The sequence below is a fragment of the Brucella sp. genome (genome assembly GCF_032066345.1).
Classification (GTDB): Bacteria; Pseudomonadota; Alphaproteobacteria; order Rhizobiales; family Rhizobiaceae; genus Brucella; species Brucella pseudogrignonensis.
This window is the reverse complement of record NZ_DAMBKZ010000005.1, coordinates 1-17,143: the sequence shown is the minus strand read 5'-3', so window position 1 is coordinate 17,143 and position 17,143 is coordinate 1. Positions and strand designations below refer to the sequence as shown.

Genomic DNA, 17,143 nt, shown 5'->3' with positions numbered 1-17,143 from the left:
GCTCATTCCGTGTGCGTGGCGATACGATTGAAATCTTCCCAGCCCACTTGGAAGACCGCGCATGGCGCATCTCGCTGTTTGGCGACGAGATTGAAACCATCGCTGAGTTTGACCCGCTGACTGCCCAAAAGACCGGCGATCTTCAATCGGTCAAGATCTATGCGAATTCGCACTATGTGACTCCGCGCCCAACGCTTAATCAGGCTATCAAGTCCATTCAGGAAGAGCTGCAGCATCGTCTTGCGGAACTCACCCGCGCAGGTCGTCTGCTCGAAGCGCAGCGCCTTGAACAGCGCACGAATTTCGACCTTGAAATGTTAGAGGCAACCGGCGTCTGCAACGGCATCGAAAACTATTCGCGCTATCTGACAGGCCGCCAGCCGGGCGAACCACCTCCGACCCTATTCGAGTACATCCCGGACAATGCTCTGGTCTTCCTCGATGAAAGCCACGTCACTGTTCCACAGATTGGCGGCATGTATCGCGGCGACTTTAGACGCAAAGCAACGCTGGCCGAATATGGCTTCCGCCTGCCATCCTGCATGGATAACCGGCCGTTGCGCTTTGAGGAATGGGACGCCATGCGTCCGCAGACCATTGCAGTCTCGGCAACGCCCGGCAAATGGGAAATGGAAGAAGCTGGCGGCGTGTTTGCCGAACAGGTTATCCGCCCGACCGGCCTGATTGATCCGCCGGTAGAAGTGCGTCCTGCGAAAAGTCAGGTCGATGATGTGTTGGGCGAAATCCGCGAAACTGCGCGCAAGGGCTATCGTACGCTCTGCACGGTTCTTACCAAGCGCATGGCAGAAGATCTAACCGAGTATCTCCACGAACAGGGCGTTCGCGTGCGTTATATGCACTCGGACATCGACACGCTGGAACGTATCGAAATCATTCGCGATCTGCGCCTTGGCGCGTTCGACGTGCTGGTGGGTATCAACCTGCTGCGCGAAGGTCTCGATATTCCGGAATGCGGCTTCGTCGCCATTCTTGATGCCGACAAGGAAGGTTTCCTGCGTTCGGAAACGTCTCTGGTCCAGACCATTGGTCGTGCTGCGCGTAACGTTGACGGCAAGGTTATTCTTTACGCCGACAATATCACTGGTTCTATGCAGCGCGCGATGGATGAAACCAGCCGCCGCCGCGAAAAGCAGGAAGCCTACAATCTTGAGCATGGCATCACGCCTGCCTCGGTGAAGAAGAATATCTCGGACATTCTGAACTCGGTTTACGAGCAGGATCACGTCCGCGCCGATATTTCGGGCTTTGCCGAAGAAGGCTCGATGATGGGCAACAATCTTGCTGCTCATCTTGAACATCTTGAAAAACAGATGCGCGATGCCGCCGCCGATCTCGACTTCGAAAAGGCAGCGCGTCTGCGTGATGAGGTCAAGCGCCTGCGCGAAATGGAGCTGGCAATTGCCGACGATCCAATGGCGCGTGAAGTGGAACTTGAAAGCCCTGTAACTGGCCGTACCAAGGGCCGTCACAATGCGGGTCGCAAGGTTCACCGCACGGTCGATGACGAGCCGAAGAAGTCGCTTTTTGCCAAGCCTTCGCTCGACAATATGGGACCGGGCACGGACATGGCCAAACCGCTGTTCCGCAAGAACACGCTGGATGAAATGACTGTCAAACGGACGGAAAAACCGGCAGGTGCGGATGAAGCTCTTCTTCGCCGCGAACGTTCAGGCATCGGCTCTTATGAAGACCCGGCTGAAACCGCCCGCAAGAAGCGTCGCCCCGGCAAGACTGGCCGACCGGGGCGGTAATATCGCAAAGCTCGGAGGCTGTTTCTTACCAGCCTTCGAGCACGATCTTACCCTTGGCCTTACCACTTTCCAGCACAGCATGAGCTGCCTTGAGATTTGTGGCGTTGATCGGGGACAGCACGTCCGTCACCGTCGTTTTGATTTTGCCTGCATCGATCAGGCGTGCAACTTCATTCAGAAGTTTGCCCTGCTCACCCATGTCGGCAGTTTCAAAAATTGGCCGTGTGAACATCAGTTCCCAGTGCACTGACACCGACTTGCGCTTGAATGGCATGATGTCAAGCTTGTCCGGATCGTCAATCAGACCGAACCGTCCCTGTGGTGCTATCAGTTCAACGATTTCGCTAAGATGATCCAGCGTTTGCGTGGTCGAGAACACAAAGGCAGGCGCACCAATCCCCAAAGCCTCGACCTGCTCTGCCAACGGCTTACTGTGATTGATGACATGGTGCGCGCCGAGCTGCTTGACCCATTCCTGGGTTTCAGGACGCGATGCTGTCGCAATTACAGTCAGATCGGTTAATGCACGAACGAGCTGGATCGCGATAGAACCCACACCGCCTGCCCCACCAACCATAAGCACCGCGTTTGCGGCACCGGGCACAGGCTTGCGCACATCAAGCCTGTCAAAGAGCATTTCCCAGGCAGTAATCGACGTAAGCGGCAAAGCTGCAGCCTCACTCTTGGCAAGCGATACCGGCGCCTGTCCAACAATACGCTCGTCCACGAGGTGATATTCACTGTTTGCACCCTGACGGATAAGTGACCCGGCATACCAGACCTTGTCGCCAGTCTTGAAGTTCTGGACCGCCTCACCGGTTTCAACCACCGTTCCAACCGCATCCCAACCCAGCACTTTCCATGTGCCTTCGTCTGCCGACGCACGGTTCCGGATTTTGTAATCGACGGGATTGACCGATATCGCCTCGACCTGCACCAGCAGATCACGGCCTTTCGCAACAGGCTTATCCAGTTCGACATCAACCAGCGAATCTGCACGATCCAGCTTTCCGGCAGTTTGATAGGCAACAGCTTTCATAGTCTTTGCTCCATTTGCTATGGATCAAATATTAGACTACTATCTCAAAATGAAAATACGCACAAAAATCGCCCATAGTGACGATATCTGTACTTAGTATATAAAGGTTACTGAAATGACCAAGCCAAAGCACTCACGCTTCGATTGCAGTCCCGGCTGCGCAGTCGAGGCTGCCATCAGCCTCATCGACGGCAAATGGAAGAGTGTGGTGCTATATCATCTTCTGGATGGAACGCTGAGGTTCAATGAATTGAGACGGCAGATACCGGGCGTTACGCAGCGTATGCTCACCAATCAGCTACGTGAGCTGGAAGAAGATGGCCTGATTGAGCGCAAGGTCTATGCGCAGGTTCCGCCCAAAGTGGAATATAGCCTCTCCCCACTTGGCCGCAGCATTGAGCCCATTCTTCTTGCACTCAAAGACTGGGGTGACACCAATATCGAGCGTTTTAGCAAGCAACAGTCAACACAAACTGCGGCTTGAAAAAAGCGGCCCATGAAGGCCGCTCTTTTAGTTCAGTTATCTTACCGGCACTGACCACCGCCAGTAATGCGATAGCCTGCGCGTTCTGCTTCACAGCGGTTAGGGAATGTCTGCCTGTCATTACCCCTGCGGGCGCAAACTGGCATATATTCCCGTGTGCAGGCACCAGCACCCGGCCCCGGACGACCCGGTCTGTTGCCTTGATGCGGCGGGCGTCCTGGCCGCTCTCCTCCCCAGCCCGAACCAGGTCCCGGCCTTGATGTGCATTGTCCGTTGCCAACGATCCGATAGCCATCGGCACGCGCTTGGCAGGCGTTACCAAACGTCTTGCGCGAAGACCCGCGCTCACCGCAAACCGGCGCGTAAATCATCGGGCACATTTGCGGCTGCGATGGGCCCGGCCTGACTGGTGGCCGATAATCAGGCCCACCTTCAGCGACGCAACCTGCAAGAAACAAGGCACCTGCCAATAGGCTCAAACGACTGATTCTGTTTAGAAGCATTGCTCTCTCCCTCTCCTGTTAACTGCTAAAATGGCACAGCGAAGAGGAAGAACAAGGATATATTCGCGTATATTCCGGTTCCCTCCGCGAAAGTCATATCGACAAGTCAGAAACTTCCTTTACTCTGTCGGTAGCTTTCGGGGATGAATGGCGGAAAGGCTGCATGAAGCGTTCGCATCTGGCTATAGCAACTGTCGCAGTTTTCCAGCTTCTTTGCTGGCCAGAAGCTATCAATTCCGCCTTTGCTGAAAATGGATCGGAAGCCGAAATCTATGGTCCACCGATGCCCCCCAAGAAAGCAGAGCCCACGGTCGCACGAATCTGCGAATTGATTGAAGCGAGCGCCGAAAATCGCGGCATTCCAAAAGACTTCTTTGCACGGCTGATCTGGAAGGAAAGCCGTTTTGATCATCGCGCTGTCAGCCCTGTGGGCGCACAGGGCATTGCACAATTCATGCCCTATACGGCCAAAGAACGCGGTTTGGCAGACCCATTCGATATCGAACAGGCCATCCCGGCTTCAGCCAGTTTTCTCAGTGAATTGAAAGGCGCTTTCGGCAATTGGGGGCTCGCAGCTGCAGCCTATAATGCCGGGCCGACACGCGTCTCCAACTGGATGCGCTCAGGCGGCTTTCTTCCATTGGAAACCGAAGATTACGTGCTGGATCTGACTGGCGCTCCTGCAGATAACTTTGCGTCGGGCAATGAAATTACCAATCGTCCGCTTGATGCAAAACTCACCTTTACGGAAGCCTGCAAGCGTCTGCCCATCGTTAGAACAGCAACGATTCCCATGTCGCAGATCAAGCCGAAGCCATGGGGTATTCAAGTTGCCGGTAATTTCCGACGCAGCGTTGCCGTTAATCAATGGAGCAGGTTGCGTAAACAATTCTCGTCAGTACTCGCCGGGCATAACCCTGTCATCAGTCGCGTTCGCACACCGATGGCGCGACGTGGAATCTATGCGGTCCGTATCGGTGCAGATAGCCGTTCCGAGGCTGATAACATTTGCAGTAAACTTCGCGCAGTTGGTGGAGCCTGCATAGTTTTGCGTAATCGCTAAGCATATTCGAATGCTATACCATAGTATGATACGATATATTGCGACCAGAATGTTCTATTTTGGTATTAAACCGTCGTTATTCTCGTAATTTTTGTACAAATTCGTAACGATACCGTTTCAAAGATAACCAATCACATATTCTGTGAAGAATTTGCTTGCCAAACTACGCCGCATAGATCAGTCTTCGTTCGTCCGGGCAATTTGAGTACAAACGGAAGACTGGAAGAACGGCGCGCCGGAACCGCTAGAAGTTCCGGGTCGGGGAGTAATCTCTGGCAATGATCGGTTCCTTTCCAATGTCGAAAACTGCCTGCATGACCCTCTGCCGGGTGTGTGGTGCGTTCGGCAGAAGTTGTAATTCCACTGTTTTCTAAAAAAGCAGTGGCGCCAAGGAAAAGGAACGGATCCCATGGCACAGACCGGACAGGTCAAATTCTTCAACTCCGAAAAAGGTTTCGGATTCATCAAGCCAGATGATGGCGGCGCAGACATTTTCGTGCACATCTCCGCTGTTCAGGCGTCGGGTTTGGCCGGACTTGCTGACAATCAGAAGGTTTCCTACGAGACGGAACCGGATCGTCGTGGCAAAGGCCCTAAGGCTGTAAACATTACCGTTACTGAGTAATCGTTTACCCAAAAGATCTATACCCCGGCCAACGCCGGGGTTTTTTATTGGCCGATCATTGGCCCAATATGCGCTCTAAAAACCCCTAGCTTAAAACGCGCGAAATATTACCAGCACGGTATTTAATTTACCGCTCATCAGCAGATTTCGCCGCGCCTTCACCATTGTTCAGCCTCCATTCATGTCGAGAATATTAACTTGATATTCATGATTGATGCGATGTGCCGACCGGCCCGCAGCATCGCCGAAATTGCAGTTGTGCTTCTGAAGGAGCGGACAATGAACAAACTACTTAAAACAGCTATTCTGGCAGTTGCCTCGATAGCAGCAGTCTCAGCACCGCTGGCAGCGGCTTCGGCAGACTCCTGGGGCCGTCGCGGCTGGGATCGCGGCGACTGGAATCGTGGTGGATGGGATCGCCCATACCATCGTCATCGTGACCGCACGGGTGATGCTGTTGCAGCTGGTGTAATTGGCCTCGCAGCAGGCGCATTGCTCGGCAGCGCTCTGAGCCAGCCACAGCCAACGTATGTGCAGCCAGCTCCGGTTTATGCGCCGCCACCACCGCCTCCAGCCTATTATCCAGCGCCGCCAGCACGCAGCGTGCAGTATCGCGTTGGGTATGAACCATGGAGCCGTGGCTGGTATCAGTATTGCTCGGACCGCTATCGTTCATTCAATGCAAATACCGGAACCTATCGTGGTTACGACGGTCGGGATCATTTCTGCTCAGCAAACTAATCCCGTACCAGACTAAAAAAGCCGCTTAATACAAAAACTCCATGAGTCCTACTCATGGAGTTTTGATTTAGCCAAGTGGCGATTGTTTTTTCAAAGCTTGATGCGTCAGCATCTTGAGCCGCCTTGTTATAAAAGGGCGGCTTTCTTGTATTCTTGTCCGGATATCATGCATATCCGATATTGTTCAGAAACGGATTGTTGCGGCGCTCTTCACCGAAACGACTTCCTGTACCATGTCCGCAGAGAAAGCCGACATCGTCGCCCAGCGGTAAAAGCTTTTCTTTGATCGAACGGATCAACGCGTCATGGTCTCCGCCTGGCAGATCTGTTCGACCCACAGACCCGTTAAACAGAACATCACCAACAATCGCAAAACGCGCTTCAGGGTTATAAAAAACCACATGACCCGGTGCGTGACCCGGGCAATGGAAAACGTCAAACACATGGCCAGCAACGGTGACTGTGTCACCTTCTTCGAGCCAGCGATCGGGCGTTATATTTCGTACACCTTCGGTTAAACCGTATTTCAGGCCAGTCGTGACCAGACTGTTGAGCAGAAACTCATCATCCTTGTGCGGGCCGATAACATCAACGCCCAAAGCGTCTCTAAGCTCAGATGCCGCGCCAGCATGATCGATATGACCATGTGTGATCCAGATCGCTTCAACTTCGACATTCTGAGAAGCGATTGCTTCCTTGATGCGCTCAAGGTCGCCACCCGGATCAATCACCACTCCCTTTTTCGTTTCCGCATCAAAAAGGATTGTGCAGTTCTGCTGAAATGGCGTCACCGGAACGATTATGGCCTGAAGTTGCCCCATGAAATACTCCATTTGGTCAGCATGATTGAAAAGGCTGCATATATTGCCGTCCCCCATCACATAATGCGGCATGACATGCTTGCAAAGCCCCTCAAACAAAACGGGCGGCCTCAAGCCGCCCGTTTTCCCCTCTCTCACGAAGGTCTGAAGCACATCTTGCCGGAAAACAGTTATTCTGCAGGATGCACTCAAAATCGGTTGTTGTCCCCACAACCGCGCTATTTGCTTACACTCAGGCTTTGCTTGCCAGCGAGTTCTTGATCAGTCCGATAATTGCCGTGAGGACGATACCGCCCACACCACCACCGGCCAGCTGGCCAACGACACCATTAAGAACAGAGTCCAACCCGCCACCGGACAGTAAAGGCAGAAGCTGACCAAGAATAACGCCACCAATGCCACCGGCAACAGTGTTTCCTGCGGTACCGAGGCTCAGATTCTTGACAGCACCAGCAATGTTGCCGCCGACAGCACCTGAAACAAGCTGGAGAATGATAGGCAGTAGAGATTCCATAATCGTCACCCCATCTGAGTTAAAAGCCGGAATAACGCGAATCCGACTTGGAAAATCTTGAACCGAAACTTCCCAATGTCAAACAATAAGCATTCACATAGTAAAAAAGCGGCTTAAAAGCCGCTTTTTTCTGTTTAAAACCTTATTACTCAGCAGCTATTCGCTTGGGCTGAACTTCGGCTGTATAGTCGTTCATCAGCAAATTCGTAATCTCGCCTGGCTTGAAATGGTACTTGCCGATTTCAGAAACCGGCGTCACTTCGGCAGCCGTGCCGCACAGGAAGCATTCGCTGAATGTTTCCATTTCTTCTGGCATGATAACGCGCTCGATAACTTCCAGACCACGGCGCTTGGCGAGATCAATGATCGTGCGGCGCGTAATGCCGTCGAGGAAGCAATCAGGCTTTGGCGTATGCAAAGCACCGTCCTTCACGAAGAAGACATTGGCACCCGTGGCTTCAGCAACCTGACCACGCCAATCCAGCATCAACGCGTCGGCATAACCCTTGGCTTCTGCCGCGTGCTTGGAAATGGTGCAGATCATATAAAGACCGGCAGCCTTCGAGCGCGAAGGTGCAGTGCGCGGGTCTGGGCGGCAATATTCAGCAATATCGAGGCGAATACCCTTCATTTTCTCTTCTGGCGAGAAATAGCTTGGCCACTGCCAGATCGCGATTGCCAGATGAATGCGATTGTTCTGTGCGGAAACACCGAGCGACTCCGAGCCGCGCCATGCAATCGGACGCACATAGGCATCTTCAAAGCCCTGCTTTTTCAGCAGTTCGCGGCAGGCATCGTTGATTTCATCCACGCTGTAGGGAATCTCGAAACCAAGAATTCGCGCCGATTCATGCAGACGCTCGGTATGCTCCGTCAGCTTGAAGATTTCGCCGCCATAAGCGCGTTCGCCTTCAAACACTGCACTCGCATAGTGCAGACCATGGGTCAGCACATGAACCTTTGCATCCTTCCAGGCGACGAACTCGCCGTCCTGCCAGATAAACCCTTCCCGTTGATCGAATGGAATCGCAGCCATTTTAGCTTCCTCAAAGTTGGGCTACGGTTTTTCCGCCCGCCCGTTTTGCCCTGATGGGCCTTTCCCTAGTCTTTTCTCACCATTTAAATCGATATAACTGGTAAGATAGAGACGTTTTTCTTTGCCAAGACTGGCATTTTACAATCAAACACGCTGAGGTCAGCTCAAACAATTATGCTGAGATCAGACAAAGAATGCATGTAAAACAAAGATATTTCCGCCAATTACGGAAAATAACGCTCGCTATTGGTCATTACCGTCCTTAAGGGACAGTATGACACAGCTAACCGCGTAATTATCTCTCCTCCAACATGCAGCAGCGCAAACTTTATTCCAAAAAAACCGGTCTGCACTTCCCAAAAATTATCTTGGCGATTGAGTTATGTCAACAATGCTGACATATTTATCGCAACAGGATGGAGCTTCGATGTGAACTCGACGAATGATATGAACTACATAAGCAACCCTCTAACCTCTCTGGAGGCAGATGACCTCAACGTCATTGAGTTGCTGTTCTTTTCCTATCGCGATTTCACCGCCGACCCGGATCTGATCCTTGAAAAGATTGGGTTTGGCCGCGCGCATCACCGTGTGCTGTATTTTATCAACCGTAAGCCCGGCATGACAGTAGCAGAGCTACTTGATGTTCTTCGTATCACCAAGCAAAGCCTGTCGCGTGTTCTCAAACAATTGATCGACACAGGTCATGTTGTTCAGGCTACCGGACTTCACGACCGCCGCCATCGCAAACTTTATCCCACGAAAAGCGGGCGACAACTTACACTCGCGCTTGCTCTGCCACAGTCGCGCCGCATCGCACGGGCATTGGAAGAATCCGGAGCGGCAGAACGCGAAGTTATTGAACGTTTTCTTTATAATATGGTCAATCCTGAGCGCCGCGCCCAGATCGATGATTTTGCAGCAACCGAAACGGCTGTGGAAGCATCTTAACCCCAACCTGAGAAGGCTGGGGGGAGAACGCGCAACAATATAAGCCCCGCATAGACGCGCCGTCTTGCAGTGGCTAAGATGCGGTATGTTATGGAAGATCATGAAATGGTTTTCCTCCATATACGTGAAGTAAAAGCCCAATGCCGTGCGGCACCCTTTGCACGGTAATTTGGCACAGGATGGGATCAAACGACGCCATGGCTGTAGAAGAATCGAACCTATCGGATGACGCGCCACATCTTCTTGTTGTCGATGACGACACGCGAATCCGTAGCCTTCTTTCACAATATCTGACGACGAGCGGCTTCCGCGTCACCATGGCAGGCAGCGCTGCAGAAGCGCGCCGCAAGCTTGAAGGCATCGACTTTGATCTTCTGATCCTCGACGTCATGATGCCAGGAGAAACAGGCGTTTCGCTGACCCGCTCGCTGCGCGAGCAGAAGAGCGTGCCGATCCTCATGCTGACAGCTCTGTCGGAAACAGACAGCCGCATTGACGGCCTGTCGGCCGGTGCAGATGACTATTTGCCAAAACCTTTCGATCCGCGTGAGCTGATCCTGCGTATCAACAATATTCTTCGTCGTGGCGCCACACCGGCCCAGCCGAAGATCGAGCAGATCGTTTTCGGCCCTTACACTTTCTTCATTCCACGTCGCGAACTGAAGAAAGGCACGGAAACGATCAAGCTTACGGATCGTGAGCAGGACATCATGGCGATTTTCGCCGAGCGTGCTGGCGAAACCATTCCACGTCATGAACTGACTGGTCAGGATGGCGATGTCGGCGAGCGCACGATTGATGTGCAGATCAACCGTCTGCGCCGTAAGATCGAACAGGACCCGGCCAACCCGGTCTGGCTGCAAACAGTTCGCGGCATTGGCTACAAGCTGAGCATCGAATAGTAATTCGAAGAGAGAAAGCGGAGCCTCGCAAATTTCAGAGCGTGACAAAAGCCATGCAACTAGCAGAACCGTCTGGAGTTATCTGAGACGATGAAGTCACCCTGGAAATCGATAACACGCTGGTTTGCGCGCAGAATGCCTAAAGGGCTTTATGCGCGCTCGCTCATCATCATCATTGCACCGATGGTTCTGCTTCAGTCAGTGATCGCCTATGTCTTCATGGAAAGACATTGGCAGATGGTGACTGAGCGGCTTTCGACAGCCGTTGTCCGCGATATTTCTGCGATTATCGACATTCTGGAAACCTATCCGCAGGAACCCGGATACGACAATCTGATCCGCATTTCGCAGCAGCGCCTCGGGCTCAACATTTCGATCCTGCCTCCTGACCCGCTGCCACCGCCGGGGCCGAAACCATTCTTCGCTATTCTCGATTACTTCCTGAGTGAAGAAATCACACGCCAGATCAACCGCCCCTTCTGGGTCGATACGGTTGGCGATTCTGATCTCATTGAGATCCGCATCAAGCTCGATGATAAAGTGCTGCGCGTCTTTGCACGCCGCAGTCAGGCTTATGCATCCAATACCGGCATCTTCCTGACATGGATGATTGGCACGGCGCTTGTGTTGCTGATCATCGCCATCGCCTTCCTGCGCAACCAGATCAAGCCGATCCAGCAGCTTTCACAGGCCGCTGAAAGCTTCGGTAAGGGCCGCCCAATGCCGGAAGGCTTCCGTCCGCATGGCGCGGAAGAAGTTCGCCGCGCAGGCATTGCCTTCATTCAGATGCGCTCGCGTATCGAACGTCAGATTGAACAGCGCACGGCAATGCTCTCAGGCGTCAGCCACGATCTGCGCACGATCCTCACCCGCTTCAAACTCCAGCTGGCGCTGGCTGGTCACTCTATCGACACGGAGCCGCTCAATCAGGACATCGCCGACATGCAGACCATGCTTGAAGGCTATCTGGCCTTTGCGCGCGGTGAAGGATCGGAAGAAGCAGCGACCTATGATGTGCGCCTGCTTTGCGACAAGCTGGCCAATGAAGCACGGTTGCGGGAGCGCGGGTTCAAGTATTCGATCGAAGGCGACAGCGAAGTGAATGTGCGCCCCAATGCCTTCTCGCGCCTTGTCAGCAATCTTGTATCGAACGCTTTCCGCCATGCGCAGAATGTCGAGTTGGCAATCACACATGATGAAGGCTGGCTGAAGATCGTCGTGGACGACGACGGTCCAGGCATTCCGGAAGATCGCCGAGAAGACGTATTCAAGCCCTTTGTACGCCTTGATGAAGCACGTACGCAGGATTCAGGCGGCACAGGTGGCCTTGGCCTTGCTATCGCGCGTGATATTGCACGAAGCCACGGCGGCGACATCGATCTGGAAGATGCACCAACTGGCGGGTTGAGGGCGATTATCCGAATTCCGGCTTAGAGCGCATCCCGAAAAGTGCGAAGCGGTTTTTCATGGGATAATGCTATAAAAACAAAGAGGTAGAGCATTTCCAATGTTTCAATAAAACCCGGAAATGCTCTAAGTGATTGCACTAAACAGTGCCACACACTCTAAACCTTGCTGATCGCCTGCCCCACAACATAACCGAGCGCCGTTGCAGCCAGGCAGGCGAAGAGCGAAATGCCGACATTCATAAGAGCGCGGCCCGGCATCCCAAGCCGCAGCAACTCGAACGTCTGCACACTGAATGAGGAAAAGGTGGTGAAGCCACCACAAATACCGACCATAAAGGCAATACGCCATATTTCGGGTACTTCGAAACGGCTTGATGCCATCGTCATGGCGCCAAAAAAGGCGATAGCAAATGAACCGATGATGTTGACGACGATCGTACCCCACGGCAAATCTTTGCTCACCGGTGCCAGCCAGATGGCAAACCAGTAGCGCAAAACACTGCCAAGTGCTCCACCGATGGCGACGACGATCGTTCCCTGCATCTGTTCCATTCCTATCCGTTGCTTGCGCGATCAATCGCACAGAACATGCGATATGCACAAATCACAGATAGAAGATCAGAACAGCTTAACGCCGTCTTGGACTTTTTTATCGATTGCGGCGAGAACAACATCGCCATTTTCGTCAGGAAAACCAAGTGTCAGCACTTCGGACATGAAAGGTCCGATCTGCCGTGGTGGAAAATTGACCACAGCCATGATCTGCCGACCAACCAGATCCTCCGGCTGATAATGCTTGGTGATTTGTGCAGACGACTTCTTAATACCGATCTTGTCGCCAAAATCGATCTTCAGCTTAAAAGCTGGCTTGCGTGCTTCCGGGAATGGCACGGCCTCAACGATGGTTCCTGTGCGAATATCGACCTTCTCGAAATCAGCCCAGTTGATCGTTTCAGTTCCGCTCATTTTATCCCCCCCGAAAGTAAAATCCCGGCGAACCCTGCCGGGATTTGAATTGATTATGCGCGTCCGACCGTTTCGAACAGCACGCTTTCCAGCGCTTCACGCGCACTGACACCGGACCAAACGACAAACTGAAACGCCTGGAAGTAGTTTTCGCAAGCTTCAAGCGCTGCCGAAAGCAACACTTCAACCTGACGGCTGGTCGGCTCCGCACCACCAGCAAGCAGAAGCGACTGACGATACATGATCGCGCCTTCCTGCTGCCAGAGATCGAAGTGGCCCATCAAAAGCTTTTCGTTAATGAGCGACAGCAACCGCATCACTTCATTGACCCGAGGTTCAGCAACCTTGATGTCAAAGGCACAGGCCAGATGCAGAGCTTCAAAGTCCTCCATCCAGGAGAACGAGATATGGTAGTCAGTCCAGTTACCTGCTACCGAAATTGCAATTTCGTCGTCGCCAGTCCGCTCGAACGTCCAGTCGTTTGAATTCGCAACATGCTCGATCACATCCACTGGATGTGCTTCGCGTGCAAATTCAAGCTCAAGAAGGCTCATGTCCGTTTCCTGTTCTGGGAAGCGCCTCGAAAGACACCTCCAAATTCCCGGCGCGCAAGTTACTGCTCGCCCGTACCCGGCCCTGCACAAGAATAAGTGCAGAAAAACAGGCACGAATTGATCGGTTGAGGAACTGACATGCTTAGACAGCATGCAACGCCTCAATGGCACACGCACATACGCAACTGATACTGGAAAGCAGCCTGGAAGACGCGAAAACTAAAACTACAGCCTCTCGCCGCTGCCTACATGACCACATTACGAATCATGTAGTGTTTTCAGTCTATTGATGCTGAATCTGAACGCCAGCCCCTTTTATAAAAAGAGGCATTAAAGCATGTGGAAATATGATTTGAGCGGACCGCAACCCCTGCCTTAAGCGACTCTAAGACAAGGGTTTTTGGCACTTACAGCCTGTTAATAAAAAATTATGAATTATCTTTGGATTTAGCAGCCGAAGCAGAGGTTTTTGCCGTTTTGGCAGTCGAATCAACTTCGAATTTGGCAAGACGGGCTTCCAATGCTTCAATTTTAACAAGCAGAGCAGCGTTTTCAGCACGCGCCTTGATTGCCATTTCACGCACCGCTTCGAAGTCTTCACGCTGCACGACATCGAGCGTATTGAGCACGCGTTCGCTCTGCGAGCGCAATGCTGTCTCTACTTCGCGGCGTACGCCTTGCGCAGCGCCTGCCGCATCAGTCACAAGCTTGGCGAGTTCATCGAGAACCCGGTTTGATCCGCTGGTCATGGCATTCTTTCCTATCTTCGATACGGTCTTGTTGAAAACCTGATTTTGAAATAGGGCCGTCTCGGTTCTGATGCAAGTGAAGCTGTATAAACGTGATGACTTGACCACTCAGATATCGTCGCGCATCTTCCGCCGGAAAATGGAGTAATTGAATGATAGAGACGTTGCTGCCGGTTTCGGCTCTGGCTTTTCCAAACATCGATCCGGTGATCTTCTCGGTTGGCCCCCTTGCCGTTCATTGGTATGGACTAGGCTATGTCGTCGGCATCATGTTCGCATGGTGGTACGGCAAGAAGCTGCTGCGCAATCATCGTCTGTGGGGCAATAATCAGCCACCAATGCAGCCCGAAGCGCTTGATGATTTCGTCATCTGGGCAGCGCTTGGCGTCGTGCTCGGGGGACGTATCGGTTATGTGCTGTTCTATAACTTCTCCTATTATCTCTCCAATCCGCTGGCCATTCCTGCGGTATGGGATGGCGGCATGTCGTTCCATGGCGGAATCTTAGGCACAACGATTGCGATGATCTGGTTCGCGCGCTCGCGCGGCATCAAGGTCTGGAGCATGTTCGATGTGATTGCAGCAGGCGTCCCCGTCGGACTTGGCGTCGTGCGCGTGGCAAACTTTATCAATTCCGAGCTCTGGGGCCGTGTCAGTGATGTGCCATGGGCTTTCTATTTTCCAAATGGCGGACCAGAACCGCGTCACCCAAGCCAGCTCTATGAAGCATTCCTCGAAGGCTTTGTGCTGTTCTTCGTTCTTCTTCTGCTCGTATGGGTTGGAAAAAAGCTGAAAGCCCCCGGCTTTATCGCTGGAACATTCGTCCTTGGTTATGGTCTCAGCCGCATTATCGTCGAGTTCTTCCGCGAACCGGATGCCCAGCTTGGCTATCTCTTCGGTGGCTGGCTGACCATGGGTATGATCCTTTCCCTTCCAATGGTTCTCATCGGCCTTTGGGCAATGTGGCGTGCCAATCGGGCAGCAGCGAAGAATGCCTGAGGCAACACTGAAAGACCGGCTGAAACGACTGGTCGGCACCACAGGGCCGATCAGCGTCGCCGACTACATGGCCGCCTGCCTTGGTGATCGGGAACAGGGTTACTACACCACACGCGAGCCCTTCGGGCGCGACGGCGATTTCATCACCGCCCCTGAAGTGAGCCAGATGTTCGGCGAACTCATCGGCATCTGGTGTGTCGGTGTGTGGGACGCTCTCGGACACCCTGATGAAGCTGTGCTCTGTGAAATCGGTCCCGGCCGCGGCACATTGATGAGTGACATTCTGCGCACGCTCGCCAAGCTCGCACCGCAAATAGCCGCTTCAATTCGTGTCGCCATGGTCGAGACTAGTCCGCGCCTCATTGAAAAGCAGAAGGAGAAGCTTTCAAACGCCGGATATTCCATCGACTGGTTTGAACACTTTGCAGATATCCCTGATGGCCCGCTGATCCTCGTTTCCAACGAATTGTTCGACGCGATCCCGATCCGGCAGTTCGTGAAAGCCGATGGCCGCTTTGTCGAACGGCTGATCGCACTCAACGAACAAGACGAGCTCCAGTTTGGAAGCGGCGCAGGCGGTATAGATGCAGCCCTGCTGCCCGCAGGCCATCAGACAGTGCCCGACGGCACGATCTTTGAAGCTGCCCCTGCTCGCACCGCTTTGATGCAGGAAATTGCGCAGCGCATTGCCGCAATGCGAGGTGCAGCACTCTCCATCGATTATGGCCATCTGCAATCAGGCTTTGGCGATACGCTGCAAGCCATGCTGAAACATGCCTATGATGACATCTTCGCCCACCCGGGAGAAGCAGACCTTACCAGCCACGTCGATTTCGACATGCTGGAAAAAACCGCGCGCAATTGCGGCTGCCTGACCGCAACCATGACGCAAGGTGACTTTCTGCTCGCTATGGGCCTCATCGACCGTGCCGGTCGCTTAGGTGCCGGGCGTGACGAAACTTTCCAAAATAAAATTCGCGAAGACGTAGAACGATTGGCGGCACCGGACCAGATGGGAACACTTTTCAAAGTGCTGGCAATCGCTGACCAACAAACAAAAATCTTCCCCCTTGATACATCCCAATAAATTGCATCGTCAAAAAGCTTCAATTGACAAGCCAATCTTGCTCCCCCACCATCCAGCCGTTTGAAAAGAGAAAGCTAATGATCGATAAGCCGCAACCGCTTCGCTCCCCCTTACTGAACGGCCCTGCCGGATCAAACGGCAAGCGTATTGCGCATGGCTTTTTCACCCGCAAAGGTGGCGTTTCAGATGGCATTTACGCTGGCCTCAACGTTGGCAGCGGCTCAAATGATGTGCCAGAACTCGTGACCGAGAATCGCCGCCGCGTTGCCGAAACACTTGGTATTGCGTCCGACCATCTGATGACTGTGCATCAGGTTCATTCGCCCGACGTGGTTTACGTCACAGAACCGTTGAGCTCACCACGTCCAAAGGCCGACGCAATGGTGACGAATGTTCCGGGCATTGCGATTGGCGCGCTATCGGCTGATTGTGGCCCGGTGCTGTTTGCCGATCATGAAGCAGGTGTCATCGGTTCGGCCCATGCAGGCTGGCGTGGTGCCTTTACAGGCGTACTTGAAAACACCGTTGAAGCGATGATCAAGCTGGGTGCCAGACGCGAGAACATTGTTGCCGTTCTTGGCCCAACGATTGGCCCCGAAAATTATGAAGTCGGTCCGGAATTTTACTCCGAATTCACCGGCAAAGACGCATCCTACACGAAATATTTTGAGCCTTCGGACAAAGAAGGTCACAAGCTTTTCGATCTCTGGACCTTCATCACAGACCGTCTGACCAGCGCAGGTGTCAGGGCGGAAGCACTGCGTCAGTGCACCTATGCCGATGAAGACCAGTTTTATTCCTATCGGCGCACGACGCATCGCGGTGAGCCGGATTACGGTCGCCAGATTGCTGCCATCGCCATTGTAGAAGATTAAGGAGAACCGCATGGCCCTTCACTTCGAGCCGGAAGAATTCGCTGCACGTCGCGA

The 17,143-nt window shown here is 53.1% G+C and carries 20 protein-coding genes; 11 read left to right on the top strand and 9 right to left on the bottom strand.

Going from position 1 to position 17,143, the window contains the following annotated elements; genetic code table 11:
• Positions 1–1,772 (top strand): helicase-related protein (locus RT142_RS08040; RefSeq protein WP_313028256.1); only part of this gene is annotated, 1,772 nt, incomplete at its 5' end.
• A gap of 25 nt (positions 1,773–1,797) precedes the next feature.
• Here RT142_RS08040 and RT142_RS08035 read toward each other — a convergent pair.
• Positions 1,798–2,811, bottom strand: coding sequence for a zinc-binding alcohol dehydrogenase family protein (locus RT142_RS08035; protein WP_313028255.1), 1,014 nt, complete (start codon positions 2,809–2,811; stop codon positions 1,798–1,800).
• 115 nt (positions 2,812–2,926) lie between these two features.
• Between RT142_RS08035 and RT142_RS08030 the strand changes: the two genes are divergently transcribed.
• Positions 2,927–3,295, top strand: coding sequence for a winged helix-turn-helix transcriptional regulator (locus RT142_RS08030; RefSeq protein WP_064320864.1), 369 nt, complete (start codon positions 2,927–2,929; stop codon positions 3,293–3,295).
• Positions 3,296–3,336: 41 nt separating this feature from the next.
• Here RT142_RS08030 and RT142_RS08025 read toward each other — a convergent pair whose 3' ends face one another.
• The gene (locus tag RT142_RS08025; RefSeq protein WP_084479808.1) at positions 3,337–3,798 is read right to left on the bottom strand and encodes a Kazal-type serine protease inhibitor family protein; all 462 of its coding nucleotides are present in this window, start codon (positions 3,796–3,798) and stop codon (positions 3,337–3,339) included.
• A gap of 163 nt (positions 3,799–3,961) precedes the next feature.
• Here RT142_RS08025 and RT142_RS08020 point away from each other — a divergent pair, with 163 nt between their 5' ends.
• The 3 genes from RT142_RS08020 to RT142_RS08010 all read left to right on the top strand — a co-directional run bounded on the left by RT142_RS08020 (position 3,962) and on the right by RT142_RS08010 (position 6,227).
• On the top strand, positions 3,962–4,861 hold the full coding sequence (locus tag RT142_RS08020) for a lytic transglycosylase domain-containing protein (RefSeq protein WP_112812536.1): 900 nt from the start codon (positions 3,962–3,964) through the stop codon (positions 4,859–4,861).
• A 409-nt stretch (positions 4,862–5,270) separates the two neighbouring features.
• Positions 5,271–5,486, top strand: a complete 216-nt coding sequence (locus RT142_RS08015; RefSeq protein ID WP_007875966.1) for a cold-shock protein — start codon at positions 5,271–5,273, stop codon at positions 5,484–5,486.
• 279 nt (positions 5,487–5,765) lie between these two features.
• Complete coding sequence (locus RT142_RS08010) at positions 5,766–6,227, top strand: BA14K family protein (RefSeq protein WP_039859991.1); 462 nt, start codon at positions 5,766–5,768, stop codon at positions 6,225–6,227.
• A gap of 164 nt (positions 6,228–6,391) precedes the next feature.
• On the opposite strand, the gene RT142_RS08005 is transcribed toward RT142_RS08010, so the two are convergent.
• The 3 genes from RT142_RS08005 to RT142_RS07995 form a co-directional block, all read right to left on the bottom strand.
• Positions 6,392–7,048 carry an MBL fold metallo-hydrolase gene (locus tag RT142_RS08005; RefSeq protein WP_112805859.1) on the bottom strand — a complete coding sequence of 219 codons (657 nt, stop codon included), beginning with the start codon at positions 7,046–7,048 and terminating at the stop codon, positions 6,392–6,394.
• Between the two features lie 232 nt (positions 7,049–7,280).
• Complete coding sequence (locus RT142_RS08000) at positions 7,281–7,562, bottom strand: hypothetical protein (RefSeq protein WP_007875973.1); 282 nt, start codon at positions 7,560–7,562, stop codon at positions 7,281–7,283.
• Between the two features lie 145 nt (positions 7,563–7,707).
• On the bottom strand, positions 7,708–8,598 hold the full coding sequence (locus tag RT142_RS07995) for a branched-chain amino acid aminotransferase (protein WP_007875975.1): 891 nt from the start codon (positions 8,596–8,598) through the stop codon (positions 7,708–7,710).
• 429 nt (positions 8,599–9,027) lie between these two features.
• Between RT142_RS07995 and RT142_RS07990 the strand changes: the two genes are divergently transcribed.
• The 3 genes from RT142_RS07990 (at position 9,028) to RT142_RS07980 (ending at position 11,885) form a co-directional block, all read left to right on the top strand.
• Positions 9,028–9,549: a MarR family winged helix-turn-helix transcriptional regulator gene (locus RT142_RS07990; RefSeq protein WP_039859981.1), complete on the top strand. Its 522-nt coding sequence runs from the start codon at positions 9,028–9,030 to the stop codon at positions 9,547–9,549.
• A gap of 179 nt (positions 9,550–9,728) precedes the next feature.
• On the top strand, positions 9,729–10,451 hold the full coding sequence (locus RT142_RS07985) for a response regulator (protein WP_064320866.1): 723 nt from the start codon (positions 9,729–9,731) through the stop codon (positions 10,449–10,451).
• A 90-nt stretch (positions 10,452–10,541) separates the two neighbouring features.
• The gene (locus tag RT142_RS07980; RefSeq protein ID WP_007875978.1) at positions 10,542–11,885 is read left to right on the top strand and encodes an ATP-binding protein; all 1,344 of its coding nucleotides are present in this window, start codon (positions 10,542–10,544) and stop codon (positions 11,883–11,885) included.
• A 131-nt stretch (positions 11,886–12,016) separates the two neighbouring features.
• Here the strand turns inward: RT142_RS07980 and crcB are convergent, their stop codons facing one another.
• The 4 genes from crcB to RT142_RS07960 form a co-directional block, all read right to left on the bottom strand.
• Entirely contained in the window at positions 12,017–12,403 is a 387-nt protein-coding gene (gene crcB, locus RT142_RS07975; RefSeq protein ID WP_231195780.1) for a fluoride efflux transporter CrcB, read from the bottom strand.
• Between the two features lie 75 nt (positions 12,404–12,478).
• Positions 12,479–12,826, bottom strand: coding sequence for a tRNA-binding protein (locus RT142_RS07970; RefSeq protein WP_007875980.1), 348 nt, complete (start codon positions 12,824–12,826; stop codon positions 12,479–12,481).
• A gap of 53 nt (positions 12,827–12,879) precedes the next feature.
• Positions 12,880–13,380, bottom strand: coding sequence for a YbjN domain-containing protein (locus RT142_RS07965; RefSeq protein ID WP_007875981.1), 501 nt, complete (start codon positions 13,378–13,380; stop codon positions 12,880–12,882).
• Positions 13,381–13,808: 428 nt separating this feature from the next.
• On the bottom strand, positions 13,809–14,129 hold the full coding sequence (locus tag RT142_RS07960) for an accessory factor UbiK family protein (RefSeq protein ID WP_007875982.1): 321 nt from the start codon (positions 14,127–14,129) through the stop codon (positions 13,809–13,811).
• Positions 14,130–14,281: 152 nt separating this feature from the next.
• Between RT142_RS07960 and lgt the strand changes: the two genes are divergently transcribed.
• From lgt to pgeF, 3 genes are all read left to right on the top strand, one after another.
• Positions 14,282–15,127, top strand: a complete 846-nt coding sequence (gene lgt / locus RT142_RS07955; protein WP_079212126.1) for a prolipoprotein diacylglyceryl transferase — start codon at positions 14,282–14,284, stop codon at positions 15,125–15,127.
• Positions 15,120–16,214, top strand: coding sequence for a class I SAM-dependent methyltransferase (locus RT142_RS07950; protein ID WP_313028253.1), 1,095 nt, complete (start codon positions 15,120–15,122; stop codon positions 16,212–16,214). Before lgt ends, RT142_RS07950 begins: the two co-directional genes overlap by 8 nt.
• A gap of 77 nt (positions 16,215–16,291) precedes the next feature.
• Positions 16,292–17,089, top strand: a complete 798-nt coding sequence (pgeF, locus tag RT142_RS07945; RefSeq protein WP_313028252.1) for a peptidoglycan editing factor PgeF — start codon at positions 16,292–16,294, stop codon at positions 17,087–17,089.
• Positions 17,090–17,143: the final 54 nt, after the last annotated feature.